The organism is Micromonospora sp. II, assembly GCF_001709195.1.
GTDB lineage: Bacteria > Actinomycetota > Actinomycetes > Mycobacteriales > Micromonosporaceae > Micromonospora > Micromonospora chalcea.
In genome coordinates this window covers 71,928-86,291 of the sequence record NZ_LYXF01000008.1, presented here as the reverse complement: position 1 = coordinate 86,291, position 14,364 = coordinate 71,928, and the positions used below count along the sequence as shown (strand labels likewise).

The following is a 14,364-nucleotide window of genomic DNA, read 5'->3' as shown; positions in this document are numbered from 1 at the left end:
CTCCGACGACGACTCTGAAGACTTTAGCACTTGCAGAAATCTTCACATCGATGGAGATGGACGGCGTCCCTCTCAGGCCAGGTCGTTGACGCAGCGCAGCACCGGCCGGGAGGTGAGCGCCTCGGCATCCAGCGGGCACGTGGTGCTCACCGTGAAGACGACGCTCTCCCCCGGCAGCAGCGTCACCAGGGCCGCGTCGACCTGGGCGGACGGGTCCAGCCGGTCCGGGAACAGCGTCAGGTCGCGCAGCACCGTCCGCGCGGTCACCCGGACCCGCCGGCCGCCGTCCACCGGCTCGACCGCCGCGTCCCACTCCGCCGCCGGCCACCGCACGTCGCGGTCCTCGGCGAAGAACCACAGCGCGCGCTCCGCGGCGTCCCCGGCGTCCGCGACGAGCAGTTCCGCGCGGCCGTCGTCCGGCCGCGCCAGCTCCGCCGGCAGTTCCACCACGACCGAGGAGTACGCCGGGACGTCGAGGTCGACCGAGGTCTTCGCCCTCGGCTCCCCGGTGACTGTCAACCGGGTGACCGTGGCCGGCCCGCGCCACGCCTGCGCGGTCTCGTTCACCGCCACCAGCGCCGGCCGGCCGTCGCGCGGCTGCACCGTGAGCAGCCGGTCGGCGTAGGCGCGGCGCAGCGCGTACCACAGGGGTTTGCGGCGCCCGTCGCCGTCGATCGCCGACCACGACGTGACCGGCCAGCAGTCGTTGAGCTGCCACACGACGGTGCCGGCGCAGACCGGCCGGTGCGAGCGGAAGTGCTCCACGCCGAGCTGGATGGCGCGGGCCTGGTTGAGCTGGGTGAGGTAGTGCCAGTCGTCGAAGTCGGCGGGCGGCGGCAGGTGGGCGTCGAGCCCGCGCCGCAGCTTGCCGTCCCCGTCGGTTGCCTTCTGGTGGTGCGTCATGCCCGGCGAGTCGTGCGCGAGCGGGTCGTCGGAGAGGGCCCGGCGCAGCGTCGCGTACGCGGGCGGCGCCTGGTAGCCGAACTCGGCCACGAAGCGCGGCACGTAGTCCCGGTAGCGCGTGTAGTCGTCGGTGTTCCACACGTCCCAGATGTGCGTGGTGCCGTGCGCCGGGTTGTTGGGGTGAAGTTCCTCGCTGCCGGACCAGGGACTGCCCGGCCAGTACGGGACGGTCGGGTCCAGCTCCCCGACGACGGCGGGGAGCAGCTCCAGGTAGTAGCCGCGTCCCCAGGTGCGCCCGGCCAGGGGTTCCTGCCAGTCCCAGTCGTGCCAGCCCCAGATGTTCTCGTTGTTGCCGGTCCAGAGCACCAGCGACGGGTGCCCGGCGAGGCGGGTGACCTGCTCGCGCGCCTCCGCCTCGACCTCGGTGCGGAACGGTTCCTCCTCCGGGTACGCGGCGCAGGCGAACAGGAAGTCCTGCTGCACCAGCAATCCCATCTCGTCGGCCAGGTCGTAGAAGTCGTCCGACTCGTACCGGCCGCCGCCCCAGACGCGCAGCAGGTTGACGTGCGCGCCGGCCGCCTGGCCGAACCGCTGCGCGAGGCGCTCCCGGGTGACCCGGTTCGGGAACGCGTCGTCGGGGATCCAGTTGACGCCCCTGACGAACACCGGCACGTCGTTGACGTGCAGCGCGAACGGGGTGCCGTGCGCGTCGGGCGTGGTGTCCAGGCGTACCGAACGGAACCCGATCCGGCGGGACGCGGCGTCCAACTCCCGGCCGTCGGCGGCGTGCAGGGTGGCGTCGAGGTCGTACCGGGGCTGGTCGCCGTACCCGATCGGCCACCACAGCGCGGGGCCCGCGACGGTGAGCGTCACGACGGCGGTCCGCTCCCCCGCCGGTACGGGGACCTCGGCGGTGACCCCGGCGACGGTGGCGCGGACGGTCAGCGGCTCGTCGCCGGTCCGCTCGACCTCGGCGTGCAGCTCCACCCGGCCGACGCCGTCGACCACGGTGACGATCGGCCGCACCGACGCGAGCCGGGCGGTGGACCAGGCGTGCAGGCCGATGTCGCGCCAGATGCCGGCGGTGACGAGCGTCGGTCCCCAGTCCCAGCCGAAGTTGCAGGCGGTCTTGCGGATGAAGTGGAACGGCTCCGGGTACGCGTTCGGCCGGTCACCGAGCCGGTCCCGGTGCGCCTCGGCATACCGGTACGGGGAGTCGAAGCGTACGGCCAGGGTGTTGCCGTGCGGGCGCAGCAGCGCGCGGACGTCGAAGCGGTACGAGCGGTGCTGGTTCTCGGTGCGGCCGACCTCGACGCCGTTGAGCGTGACGGTGGCGACCGTGTCCAGGCCGGCGCAGACCAGGTCGACCCGCTCTTCGTCGCCGGGCTGCCATCCGAACGTCGTCTCGTAGACCCAGTCGGTGCGCCCGATCCAGGTGAGGCGGTTCTCGTTGTCGTCCAGGTACGGGTCGGGGATGAGGCCGGCCGCGAGCAGGTCGGTGTGCACGCATCCGGGCACTGTCGCCGGCACCGCCGTCCCGGCGATCTGCGGCGGCACCGCCGGACCGGGCTCGGCCCGCAGCGTCCATCCCTCGTGCAGCAGAGTTCGACGGCTCACGACTTCACCGCGCCTTCCATGATTCCGCGGACGATCTGACGTCCACCGATGAACAGCATGACCAGCAGGGGCACGGTGGCGATGAACGCACCAGCGAGCACCCGCCGGTAGATCACGTAGTTGCCGCTTGCGAGGTCGGAGACCGCCACCATCGACGTCGGGTAGTCGGTGCCGCTGAGCGTGATGAGCGGCCACTGGAAGTCGTTCCAGGTGGCCACGAACGTGAGCAGGCCGAGCACCGCCAGCGCCGGGCGGATCGCGGGGAGCACGATCGTCGCGTACACCCGCATGGTCGTGGCGCCGTCGACCCGGGCCGACTCGATCAGCTCGTCCGGGACGGTGTTCAGGATGAACTGCCGCATGTAGAACACGCCGAACGCGGTGACCAGGCCGGGCGCGATGACCGCGAGCAGCGTGCCGTTCCAGCCGAGCTTGCCCATCACGATGTAGAGCGCCACGATGCCGAGCTGGTTGGGCACGGTGAGCGTGAGCACCACGAACAGCATCAGCGCGCGGCTGCCCCGGAAGCGCAGCTTGGCGAACGCGAAGCCGGCCAGCGAGCAGAAGAACAGCACCGAGGCGGTCACCACCACCGAGACGATGACGCTGTTGATCAGCGACGCGGCGAAGTAGACGTCCTGGAGGGAGAAGACCTCCTCGACGTTCGTGAGGAACCGGTCGCCGGGGACCACCGCGGGTGGCAGCTTCGCCAGCGCCTCGTCGTTGCTCGTGGCGATGACGAACATCCAGTAGAGCGGGAACGCGGCGAACAGCATGCTGACCGCGAGCAGCAGGTAGGTCCAGAGCCCGGCCGGGGTGTCCTGCGGGGCCCGGGCCACCACACGTCGGGTCGTCACCGGCGGCCTCCGGAGAGTCGGTTGGTCAGCAGGTAGTTGAGGCCGGCCACGATCAGGATGATCAGGAACAACGCCCAGGACATGGCGGCGGCGTAGCCGAGGTTGAGGTCCTTCCAGCCGACCTTGTAGATGAGCTGGGCGATGGTCTGCCACTCGCCGTCCGGCCCGCCGGTGGCGGCCTGCGCGTTCGGGTCGAACAGCATCGGCTCGGTGAACAACTGCAACCCGCCGATGGTGGAGAGGATGACTGTGAACAGGACCACCGGTTGGATCATCGGCACGGTTATCCGCCAGAGCTGCTTCCACTGCCCGGCGCCGTCGATGGCGGCGGCCTCGTAGACGTCGCGCGGGATGGACTGCATGGCGGCCAGGTAGAGCAGCGCGTTGTAGCCGATCCACTTCCAGTTGACCATGGTGGCGATGGCGATCCAGGCCTGGAGCTTGCCGGCCCGCCAGTCGATCGGGTCGTCCGCACCGCCGATGCCGAGCAGGCCGAGCACCCAGTTGGCCATGCCGAAGTCGCGGGAGAAGAAGACGCTGAACACCATCGTCGAGGCCACGATCGGTGTCACGTACGGCAGCAGGACACCCACCCGCCACCAGGTCTGCGCCCGCAGCTTCCGGTTGAGCAGCGACGCGACGAGCAGCGCGAGCAGCAGTTGCGGCACTGTGGAGAGCAGGAAGATGCCGAACGTGTTGTAAAGGGCGTTCCAGAAGTCCTCGTCGGCGGCCAGGCGGCTGAAGTTCTCCAGGCCCGCCCAGTACGGCAGCGTCGGGTCGTCCAGGCGGTAGTTGCGCAGCGACACGACCGCGTTGAACAGCAGCGGGAACAGCCCGAACACGAGGAAGAGCAGGAAGAACGGCGCGATCATCAGGTACGGCATGTAGCGCATGTCGAAGCGGTACAGCCGGTCGCGCCAGGTCATCCGCCGGTCGCCGGCACTGCCGCCCTGCGGCGCGGGTGGGCGGCGGGGCGGTGCGGCACGGGTGCTGGACATCTGTTCACTCCAGGGCCGGGAGATCGGACGGTGACGGGGCGGGCCGGGCCGCCCCGTCACCGCTGACACGTCAGGACTTCGCGGCCTTCTCGGCCTCCTTGACCGCCTCGTTCCAGGCGGCGTCGGACTTGAGCGACTTGTTCTCCACCCGCCGGATCACGTTCTCCACCGCCACCCGGGTCGGGCCGTTCTTGCGGCCCAGGTACTGCGGGGTGAGGCCCTGCGCCATCTTCGGGAAGATCTGGCCGACCGGGGCGTCGTTGAAGAACGGGTTCTTGAAGTCGGCGATGGCCGGGTCGGTGTAGAGCGCCGGCTGCGACGGGAGGTTGCCGACCTTCTTGAAGATCTCGATCTGCTGCTCCGGCGCGACCAGCCAGGTCAGCAGCTTGTACGCCTCGTCGACGTTCTTGCCCTGCTTCGGCAACGTCAGGAACGATCCGCCCCAGTTGCCGCCGCCACCCGGTACCGCGGCGATGTCCCACTTGCCCTCGGTGCCGGGCGCGGTGTCCTTGATGTGGCCGAGCATCCAGGCCGGGCAGGCGAGCACCGCGAACGCGCCGCTGGTGAAGCCCTTGTCCCAGTCGGCCTGGAAGCTGACCAGGTTCGCCGAGAGCCCGGCGCCGACGGCCTTGACCGTGTAGTCGAACGCGACTTTCGGGCCCTGCTCCATCCGGAGCTGGTCCTGCTCGTCGTAGAACCCGACCGGCTGCTGACCGAGGATCGGGTTGAACAGGTTGGTGCCGGCGTCGATGAACTTCTTCTTCGTCGTGGTGGTGTACTGCTGGCCGACCTCGATGAACCTGTCCCAGGTGGGCCAGAGCGCTGACACCTGGTCGCGTTCGGTGGGCAGGCCGGCGGCCTTGAACAGGTCGGTGCGGTAGCACATGGCCAGGCCGCCGACGTCGGTGCCGAGGCCGATCTGCGTCTTGCCGTCCGCCGACAGCGACTGCTTCCACTTCCAGGGCAGGTACTTGCTCTCGTACGAGCCGGCGCCCTTGTCGAGCAGGTTGACGAACTTGTCGGACTGGCTTCGGAACTGGACCATGAAGCCCTCGTCGATCGCCGCGATGTCCGGCGCGCCGTTGCCCGCGACGAGCTTCTTCTGCAGGTCCTCGTGCTGGGCGTTGTACTCGCCCGAGTTGAGCTGGATCTTGACGTTCGGATGTTCGGCCTCGTACCTGGCCTTGAGGTCCTGGAGCCCGAAGTCGCCCCAGAAGTTGATTTTCAGCGTGACCTGACCACCGGCCGGGTCGGAGCCGCCGGTGGTGCTCCTGCCGCTGCAGGCGGCGATCATGACCAGGCTGACGGCACCGACGGCGGTCACCCGCGCCAGGTGCGTCCAGGACCGTCTCATCTCATCCTCCGCGCCGAAATGGGAACGCTCCCGAATATCGAGAGACGTTGACTGAACCGGATAAGTGACGCCACCGTACGGTTCCCATTCACGACTGTCAACGGCCGGTTACCGATGTGCCGATCCGGTAACCTCGCCGCCGCTCACGACCACGCTGCGGGCGGTCTCGTCGGGTCCGCGCTCTAAGCTGAACCGCACAAGCGACTGCCGCCGGAAGCGGTCCACCGATGCCGCCCGCGGCACCCGGACCCGGCACCGCGTGCAGTAGCGTCACCAGACGCCGGTGATCCGGCGACCGGAAGCGCCCGCGAGGGCCGGACACAGTGGAGGAACGCTCCGGTGAAGCGGCCGACCATCGCCGACGTCGCCCGGCGCGCCGGGGTCTCCAAGGGCGCGGTGTCGTACGCGCTCAACGGCCAGCCCGGCGTCTCCGAGGCGACCCGCCAGCGCATCCTCGCGATCGCCGCCGAGATCGGGTTCCGGCCCAGCAGCGCCGCCCGCGCGTTGTCCGGGGCGACCGCCAAGGCGGTCGGGCTGGCGCTGTGCCGCCCCGCCCGGATACTCGGCATCGAGCCGTTCTTCATGGAGCTGATCAGCGGCGTCGAGGCCGAGCTGTCGGCCCGCTCGTACGCGCTCACACTCCAGGTGGTCAGCGACCAGGACGCCGAGATCGCGGTCTACCGGCGGTGGTGGGCCGAGCGCCGGGTCGACGGCGTGCTCGTCTGCGACCTGCGCACCGACGACCGGCGGGTGCCGGCGCTGGAGGAGCTGCAACTGCCGGCGGTGGTGATCGGCGGCCCCGGCCACACCGGCGGCCTCGCGAGCGTCTGGGCCGACGACGCGGCGGCGCTGGTCGAGACGGTGGAGTACCTGGTCGCGCTCGGCCACCGGCGCATCGCCCGGGTCGGCGGGCTGCCCTCGCTGCTGCACACCGAGATCCGCACCGAGGCGTTCACCGGCGTGTGCCGGCGGCTCGGGCTGGAGGAGGCGCAGACGGTCTGGTCCGACTACACCGGCGAGGAGGGCGCGCGGGCGACCCGCCGGCTGCTCAGCTCCGCCGCACGCCCCACCGCGGTGATCTACGACAACGACGTGATGGCGATCGCCGGGCTCTCGGTGGCCCAGGAGATGGGCCTGGCCGTCCCCGGCGACCTGTCCATCGTGGCCTGGGACGACTCGCCGCTCTGCCGGCTGGTGCACCCGCCGCTGACCGCGCTGGGCCGGGACATCCCGGCGTACGGCGCGCACGCCGCCCGGCAGCTCCTCGCCGTGATCGCGGGTGAGCCGGCCGCCGTGGTCCAGGACGAGACCGCGCACCTCACGCCGCGCGGCAGCACGGCCCCACCTCGTACGACGGACCGCTGAACCGGTTCAGCTCAGCGGGCGGCGGACGGGAACTCCTCGAACCACGCCTCGACCCGCTCGGCGGTCGCCGGGCGGGCCAGCGCGAAGCCCTGCCCGTACCGGCAGCCGGCCCGGCGCGCGCCCGCCACCTGGCCCTCCGACTCCAGCTCCTCGACCACCAACTCGACCCCGAGCCGGTCGGCCAGGTTCGCCACCACGTCGATGAGCGGACGCTGCCCGTCCCCACCCGGCCGGACCAGATGCGGGCCCACCTTGAGCAGGTCGATCGGCAGGCGGCGGAGCTGGGCGAGCGAGGCGTGCTCGGCGCGGAAGTCGTCGAGCGCGGTCCGCACGCCGATCGAGCGGAGACCGGCGAGCCGGGCCACCACGGTGGACAACTCGGCGCCCACCCCCGGCTCGGCCACCTCCACCACCAGCCGCTCCGGCGACACGTCGTACGCGGCCAGCGCGGTCGCCGTACGCGCCACGAAGTCCGGCGCGGCCAGCTCACGCGGCGTCACGTTGACAGCCATCCACAGCTCCCGGCCGCCCCCCGACCACGCGGCGAGTTGGCGGCAGGCCCGGTCCACCACCCACCGCCCGATCTCGCCGACCAGATCGAGGTCGGCCGCCACCGGCAGCAACTCCGCCGGCAGCACGGTGCCCAGCGTGGGACTGCGCCAGCGCAGCAACGCCTCGGTGCCGACCGGTGTCCGCTCCGCGAGCGCCACCACCGGCTGGTAGACCAGGTCCAGCTCACCGCGCGCCACCGCGCCGGGCAGCTCCCGTTCCAGATCCAGGCGCCGGACCAGTTGCTCCTCCAGGTAGGCGTCGTACCACTCGACCCGGTCCCGGCCGAGCTGCACCGCCCGGCGGCGGGCCAGGTCGGCCTGACGCAGCACGTCCTCCGGCTCGCCGCTTCCGGTCTCGGCCAGCCCGACGCTCACCCGCACCCGGGCCACCCCGCCCGGCCGCGGGTACGGCTCGGTCAGCGCCGCCAGCAGCCGGGTGCCGAGCGCGTACGCCAGCACCGGCCCGACATCGGTGAGGACCGCGTACTCGGTGTCGCCCAGCCGGGCGACCAGGTCGTGCGCCTCGACGCCGGCTCGGAGCCGGCGCGCGACCTCGGTGAGCACCGGCCCCTCCGGCACGGCCGCGCCCTCGCCGTGCAGGTCGACCACGAGCAGGGCGCCACCGCTGCGCTGCGCCAACGCCCGGACCAGATCCGCGCGCGTCAGCGGCGCGGGCTCGACGGCCCGGGCATCAGGCCCGAGACGGCGCCGCAGCCACGCCTCCCGGGCCGCCAGTCGTTGCACCCGGCGACGCTGGTCCGCGGCGGCGAGCAGCTCACCCACCATGATCGGCGGAACGACCGTCAGGCCCAGAGCCATCGCGCCGGTGCTGAACTCCCCCACCAAGCACAGATGGACACCGGCGGCCAGCGCGGCGATCCCGGCCGGCGCGGTGAGGCGGGGCCAGGCGGCCGGGGCCACGTCCCGGTCCGGCCGCTCCCCGGCCCAGGCACGCCGGAGGCCCGCGACGGTCAGCAGCGCCCCCGCCAGCAGCGGCGCCGCGACGACCGGCAGCGCCCGGTCCGGCGCGCCGTACGCCAGCAGCACCACAAGCAGCGTCAGCCCGCCGAGCGTCAGCGCGGCCCCGGCGTGACAGCGTGCGGCGCCCGGCCGGCGGTGACGTTCGGCGAGGGCCGCCACCACGAGCACGGCCAGCACCACCGCGCCGCCCGACGCGGCGATCCCGGCGGCGGCCGGGACCGGGCCGCCCGGCAGCAGCATCCAGCCGGCGAAGACCAGGCTGACGCCGAGCGCGAGCACGTCGACGGTACGGCGTACCAGCTCGGGCCCGGACAGCCGGGACCGGCCGGGCAGGCGCAGCAGCGCCGTCACGTGCAGCGGCGCGGTGAGGCACAGCCCGGTCAGCGCGATCGGCAGCCGGTACGCGGGATCACTCAGCGGCAGCACCGCCACGGAGAGCCCGGCGACCAGGACGGCGGCGTCGAGGATCGCGGCGACCCGGCGGGACAACGCGACCCGGCGCGCCTGCCGCCCGGTCGTCACGCCCGCCGCGAGTGCGTCCCGGCGCTCGGGTGGGCCGGTTTCGGCGCTCCAGGCTGGTGATTCGGCGGTTCGGGCGTCGACGGTCGGCGGCGCGTTCGGGGCGAGGTCGCTCGGAGCGGGCAGCGCTCCGCCGGCCAGCCAGGCGAGCCGGACGCAGGCGAGCGCGGATCCACCGGCGACGGCGAGCGCGGTCGCGGCCGGACCGGGTAGGAGCCCGGCGACGCCCGCCAGGAGAAAGGCCGCGCCGGTGAGCGACACGGCGACATCGGGCAGGGGTGGCCGCCGACGGGGACCGGCGGGAGGAGGGACGGGCACGGCGGTCGCCTTCGTGAGGGGGCACGGGGGCGGTGCGGTTGCGGTTCGCGGTTACGACGTGCGGGGTCGGGGCGGGCGGGACGCATCGGCGGGGACCGCTGCGGCCACGCCTAGAAACGATCCCGGAAGCGCCCGGTGACGTCATCCCACCAGTGACATCCGTCACACCCCCGCCTCCCGACGAGATCTCGGAAGCAAAGGGCCACCATGAGGACCGTTTCCTTCCAAGATCTCCATCGCACGACCCGCCCGCGCCAGATCTTGGTACGCAGTCGCCCTCGGGAGGGCGGAGACGTACCAAGATCTCCGGAGTTGACGGGGCCGCCGGGGCTGCCGGGGCGCGGGGTGGCGGGAGTCGGCCGGGTGGGATCATCGGAGGGTGAGCCGTGCCGATACCGTCCGTTTCCGACACAACCAGGCCATCCTGGTCGCCGCGATCGTCGCCACCATCGGCGCGCTGCCGCTGGCCTCCGCCCGCTGGTGGCTGCTCTGGGTGCTGCTCGTCCCGCTCACCGTCGCGGTCTGGGCGTGGCGCGCCGGCACCGACGCCGACGCCTCGGAACTGCGGCTGCGGGCGATCGCCGGGCAACGCCGGGTGCCGTGGACGCGCGTCACCGAACTGGCCGGCGACGCCCGGGGCCGCGCGCTCGCCCGGCTCGACGACGGCGAGGTGGTGATGCTGCCGGCGGTACGCGCCACCGAGCTGCCCCACCTGATCGCCGTCACCGGGCAGGAGCTGCCCGGTGAGGCGAGCGCTCAGTAGCCGTCGACCACCCGGTTCGTCAGCTCCTCCCCGGCCACGTGCCGGCGCAGCTGCTCGGCCACCAGGCGGTACGCCCGGGGCAGCAGACCGCGTACCGAGCCGCCGATGTGCGGGGTGAGCAGCAGGTTCGGCAGCTCCCACAGGGGATGGTCGGCGGGCAGCGGCTCCGGGTCGGTGACGTCCACCGCCGCCCGCAGGCGCCCCGAGGTCAGCTCGGCGAGCAACGCGGGGGTGCTGACCACCGGCCCCCGTGCGGCGTTCACCAGCAACGCGCCGTCCGGCATCGCGGCCAGGAACTTCTCGTCGACAAGCCCCCGGGTCCGGTCGGTCAGCGGCACCAGCAGCACCACCACGTCCGCCTCCGGCAGCAGGGCGGGCAGCTCGTCCACCCCGTGCACACCCTGGTCCGGGCGCGGCGTACGGGCCACCAGCGTGAAGCTCACCTCGAACGGGGCGAGCCGGTCACGCACCGCCGTGCCGATCGAGCCGGCGCCCACGATCAGCACCCGCTTACCGGCCAGTTCGTCGGTCGGCGCCACCTCGTCGTACGCCCACTCGCGCCGCGCCTGCGCCCGGGCCAGCGGCGCGAACCCGCGCAGCGAGGCGAGGATCGCGGCCACCACCCACTCGGCGGTGGGCGAGTCGTGCACGCCCCGGGCGTCGCAGAGCGTCACACCGTCCGGTACGCGCCCCACCCAGGCGTCCGCGCCGGCGGAGAGCAGCTGCACCACCTCGACGTCCGGCAGGCGGGCCAGGAACGCGCCGGCGTCCGGGCCGGACAGGAACGGCGGTACCCAGAACCGCACCCCGGCCGGGGACGACGGGGGCCGTTCCGGGTCCTCCAGCAGCTCCACGGTGACGCCGGGCGGCAGCTCGCCGAGCAGCCGGAGGCCTTCGGGGTGCGGGATCCATGCCTTCACGACCGCCGACCATATCGGCAGCCCCGGGCCGGCATGGCGTGGGCCGTGACGAACGCCCCGCCCGGGGTCGATTGACAGTGCAGCGGGGTATAACCGAGGACGGGATGCCGGTCGGGTGTTCCGCTTGCTGAGGGCGGTGGCGATGAGCGAGGACGGCCGGGGCCGGGTGGCCGTGCCGATTGCCGCGCTCACCGATCCCGACCGGTTGCGTGCGCTCGACGAGACGCGGCTCGACGCCGTACCCGACGAGGCGTTCGACAGGTTCGCCCGCCTGGTCGGCGACCTGCTCGACGTGCCGGTCGCGCTGGTCTCCCTGGTCGACGCCGACCGGCAGTTCTTTCCCGGCGCGACCGGGCTGCCGGAGCCCTGGGCGGCGCGCCGGCAGACACCGCTGAGCCACTCGTTCTGCCAGCACGTCGTCGACATCGAGATGCCGCTGGTGCTGCCCGACGCCCGCCTCTACCCCCGGGTACGCCTCAACCTGGCCATCGAGGACCTGGGCGTGGTGGCGTACGCCGGAATGCCGCTCACCGACCTGGACGGGCGGGTACTCGGCTCGCTCTGCGCGATCGACAGCAAGCCCCGGGCCTGGACCCCCGAGCAGTTGCGTACGCTCGCCGACCTGGCCGCCGCGTGCTCCTCGGAGCTGCGGCTGCGCATCGCGGTCCGCGGCGCCGAGCAGGCCCGCCGCCGCGCCGAGGAGGCGCACGACCGGCTCGCCATGCTGGCCGGGATGAGCGAGATGCTCGGCGGCACGCTGGACGTGGCCACTGCCGTCGACCGGCTCGGGCACGCGATGGTGCCGCTGCTCGCCGACTGGTGCCTGATCACGCTCGTCGACCCGGCGGGCCGCCCGCGCACCGTCACCGGCGTGCACCGGGAGGCCGAACGCGGGGCCGACCTGGCCCGCTTCGCCGAGTTGCTGACGACCGGCCTCAGCGCGGAGTCGCAGATCCGTTCGGTGCTGCGTACCGGGCGGCCGGCGGTGCGGGCCGTGGCCGGACTGGACGACGTGGCGCGCGGCACCACGCGCCCGGAGCTGGTGCCGCTCGCCGACCGGCTCGGCATCGGCTCCCACCTGACCGTGCCGATCACCGCCGCCGGGGACCGGGTGATCGGGGCGGTCACCCTCGTCAACCGCCAGGGGCGGCGCGGTTTCGACGACAGCGACCTGCGCACCGCGCAGGACATCGGGGTACGCGCCGGACAGGCGGTCGGCAACAGCCGCCTCTACGGTGAGCAGCGCCACGTCGCCGAGGTGCTCCAGCACAGCATGCTGCCCACCCTGCCGACGGTGCCGGGGATCGAGCTGGCCGCCCGCTACCTGCCGGTCGCGGACCGGGTCGAGGTGGGCGGTGACTGGTACGACGCGTTCGTCCAGCCCGACGGCGAGCTGGTGGCCGCGATCGGTGATGTCGCCGGTCACGACATCGAGGCGGCGGCCACCATGGGCCAGTTGCGCAACCTGGTGCGCGGCAACGCGTACGGGCGCGACGACCCGGTGGAGTTGCTGGTGGCCCAGCTCGACCGGGCGATGGGCGGGCTGCGGGTGCCCACCGTCGCCACCGCGGTGCTGGCCCGGATCCGCCCGGACGGGGACGGGCTGCGGGTCTCCTGGTGCAACGCCGGGCATCCCCCACCGGTGCTGGTCCGGGCGGACGGCACGGTCTCGGTCGCCGAGGGACGCGGGCCGCTGCTCGGCCTGGCCCGGGCGCCCCGGCGTACCGGCCGGACACTGGTCCTCGCCCCCGGCGACACGCTGCTGTTGCACACCGACGGGCTGATCGAGCGCCGGGACCGGTCGATCGACGAGGGACAGGCCGACCTGCTCGCCCATCTCCGCGCCGACGGGCCGGGCGTACCGCTGGACCTGCTCTGCGACCGGCTGCTCGCCGCCGCCCACCGCCGTGAGGACGACGTGGCCCTGCTCGCCCTGCGTGCCGGCTGAGCTGAGCGGCCCGGTTCGGCGCTTCGCCCGGCTAGGCTGGGCCGGGTGAGAGCGCGTCTTCCGTACCCCCGTGCCCGCCGGCTCCGCACGGCGCTGGCGGTGTCCTGCGCGGCGCTGCTGCTGGGCAGCGCCGGTTGCGCCCTCGGCGAGCCCGAGCCGGACCCGGCCGGCGCGCCGCCCAACCTGCCGAGCCCGTCCAGCACCGCCAGCCCGGGTGGGGCCGGCCAGCAGGTGGTCGCCACCGTGCTGGCCAAGGGCCTGGAGGTGCCGTGGGGCATCGCGTTCCTGCCCGACGGCGCGGCGCTGGTGACCGAGCGGGACAAGGGGCGGATCCTTCAGGTCGGCCCGGAGTCCGGCCCGGACGGGCTGGCCGTGCGGCCGGTGCAGACCGTGCCGGACGTGGCCGCCGGCGGCGAGGGCGGTCTGCTCGGCATCGCGGTCTCGCCGGCGTACGAGCGGGACCGGACGATCTTCGTCTACTACACCGCCGAGAACGACAACCGGATCGCCAAGATGCGGCTCGGGCAGGCGCCGACGCCGATCCTGACCGGCATCCCGAAGGCCGGCACGCACAACGGCGGCGGGCTGGGCTTCGGCCCGGACGGTCTCCTCTACGCCAGCACCGGCGACGCCGGGCGCACCGAGAACGCCCAGGACGCGAAGAGCCTCGGCGGCAAGATCCTGCGGATCACCCCGGACGGCAAGCCGGCGCCGGGCAACCCGACCGCCGGGTCGCCGGTCTGGTCGACCGGGCACCGCAACGTGCAGGGCTTCGCCTGGACGCCGGACAAGAAGATGTACGCGGTGGAGTTCGGGCAGAACACCTGGGACGAGATCAACCCGATCAACAAGGGCGGCAACTACGGGTGGCCCCGGGTGGAGGGGCGCAGCGACGACAGGCGCTACGTCAACCCGATCACGCAGTGGCCCACCGGTGACGCCTCCTGCTCCGGCCTGGCCGCCGTGGATCGGCTGCTGGTCGCCGCCTGCCTGCGCGGGCAGCGGCTGTGGCTGGTGGAGCTGGCCGGCAACGGGACCGTCCTCGGTCAGCCGCGCGACCTGCTCAACGACAAGTACGGCCGGCTCCGGGCGGCGGCGGTGGCCCCGGACGGCTCGCTCTGGGTGAGCACCTCGAACCGGGACGGGCGGGGCCGGCCCGCCGCCGAGGACGACCGCCTCCTGCGGCTGGTCTTCGCCGACGGGGGCGCCGGCCGGAGCTGATCCGGGTCGGCAGGTTTGTCAAGATCGCTCAAGGGGCAGGTCAGGATCT

The 14,364-nt window shown here is 73.1% G+C and carries 10 protein-coding genes; 4 read left to right on the top strand and 6 right to left on the bottom strand.

Annotated features, from left to right (window positions below; genetic code table 11):
- Positions 1-72 precede the first annotated feature (72 nt).
- The 4 genes from A8711_RS05270 to A8711_RS05255 form a co-directional block, all read right to left on the bottom strand.
- On the bottom strand, positions 73-2,520 hold the full coding sequence (locus A8711_RS05270; RefSeq protein ID WP_069087626.1) for a glycoside hydrolase family 2 protein: 2,448 nt from the start codon (positions 2,518-2,520) through the stop codon (positions 73-75).
- Positions 2,517-3,377, bottom strand: a complete 861-nt coding sequence (locus A8711_RS05265) for a carbohydrate ABC transporter permease (protein ID WP_069087625.1) — start codon at positions 3,375-3,377, stop codon at positions 2,517-2,519. Before A8711_RS05265 ends, A8711_RS05270 begins: the two co-directional genes overlap by 4 nt.
- Positions 3,374-4,375 (bottom strand): carbohydrate ABC transporter permease, encoded by a 1,002-nt coding sequence (locus A8711_RS05260; protein WP_069087624.1) that lies wholly within the window; start codon positions 4,373-4,375, stop codon positions 3,374-3,376. The genes A8711_RS05265 and A8711_RS05260 overlap by 4 nt, the downstream gene beginning before the upstream one ends.
- A 70-nt stretch (positions 4,376-4,445) precedes the next feature.
- Positions 4,446-5,729, bottom strand: coding sequence for an ABC transporter substrate-binding protein (locus tag A8711_RS05255; protein ID WP_069087623.1), 1,284 nt, complete (start codon positions 5,727-5,729; stop codon positions 4,446-4,448).
- A 339-nt stretch (positions 5,730-6,068) separates the two neighbouring features.
- Between A8711_RS05255 and A8711_RS05250 the strand changes: the two genes are divergently transcribed.
- Positions 6,069-7,094: a LacI family DNA-binding transcriptional regulator gene (locus A8711_RS05250; RefSeq protein ID WP_069087622.1), complete on the top strand. Its 1,026-nt coding sequence runs from the start codon at positions 6,069-6,071 to the stop codon at positions 7,092-7,094.
- 11 nt (positions 7,095-7,105) lie between these two features.
- Here A8711_RS05250 and A8711_RS05245 read toward each other — a convergent pair whose 3' ends face one another.
- The gene (locus A8711_RS05245; RefSeq protein ID WP_255365598.1) at positions 7,106-9,463 is read right to left on the bottom strand and encodes a GGDEF domain-containing protein; all 2,358 of its coding nucleotides are present in this window, start codon (positions 9,461-9,463) and stop codon (positions 7,106-7,108) included.
- Between the two features lie 379 nt (positions 9,464-9,842).
- On the opposite strand from A8711_RS05245, the gene A8711_RS05240 reads away from it, so the two are divergent.
- Positions 9,843-10,226 carry a PH domain-containing protein gene (locus A8711_RS05240; protein WP_069087620.1) on the top strand — a complete coding sequence of 128 codons (384 nt, stop codon included), beginning with the start codon at positions 9,843-9,845 and terminating at the stop codon, positions 10,224-10,226.
- Here A8711_RS05240 and A8711_RS05235 read toward each other — a convergent pair.
- Positions 10,220-11,146: a 2-hydroxyacid dehydrogenase gene (locus A8711_RS05235; RefSeq protein WP_064446986.1), complete on the bottom strand. Its 927-nt coding sequence runs from the start codon at positions 11,144-11,146 to the stop codon at positions 10,220-10,222. The two genes, A8711_RS05240 and A8711_RS05235, sit on opposite strands and share 7 nt — an antisense overlap.
- 142 nt (positions 11,147-11,288) lie before the next feature.
- Between A8711_RS05235 and A8711_RS05230 the strand changes: the two genes are divergently transcribed.
- Both A8711_RS05230 and A8711_RS05225 read left to right on the top strand, forming a co-directional pair.
- Positions 11,289-13,094 (top strand): SpoIIE family protein phosphatase, encoded by a 1,806-nt coding sequence (locus A8711_RS05230; protein ID WP_069087648.1) that lies wholly within the window; start codon positions 11,289-11,291, stop codon positions 13,092-13,094.
- Positions 13,095-13,139: 45 nt separating this feature from the next.
- Positions 13,140-14,315, top strand: a complete 1,176-nt coding sequence (locus A8711_RS05225) for a sorbosone dehydrogenase family protein (RefSeq protein WP_043326037.1) — start codon at positions 13,140-13,142, stop codon at positions 14,313-14,315.
- The last annotated feature ends 49 nt before the right edge of the window (positions 14,316-14,364 follow it).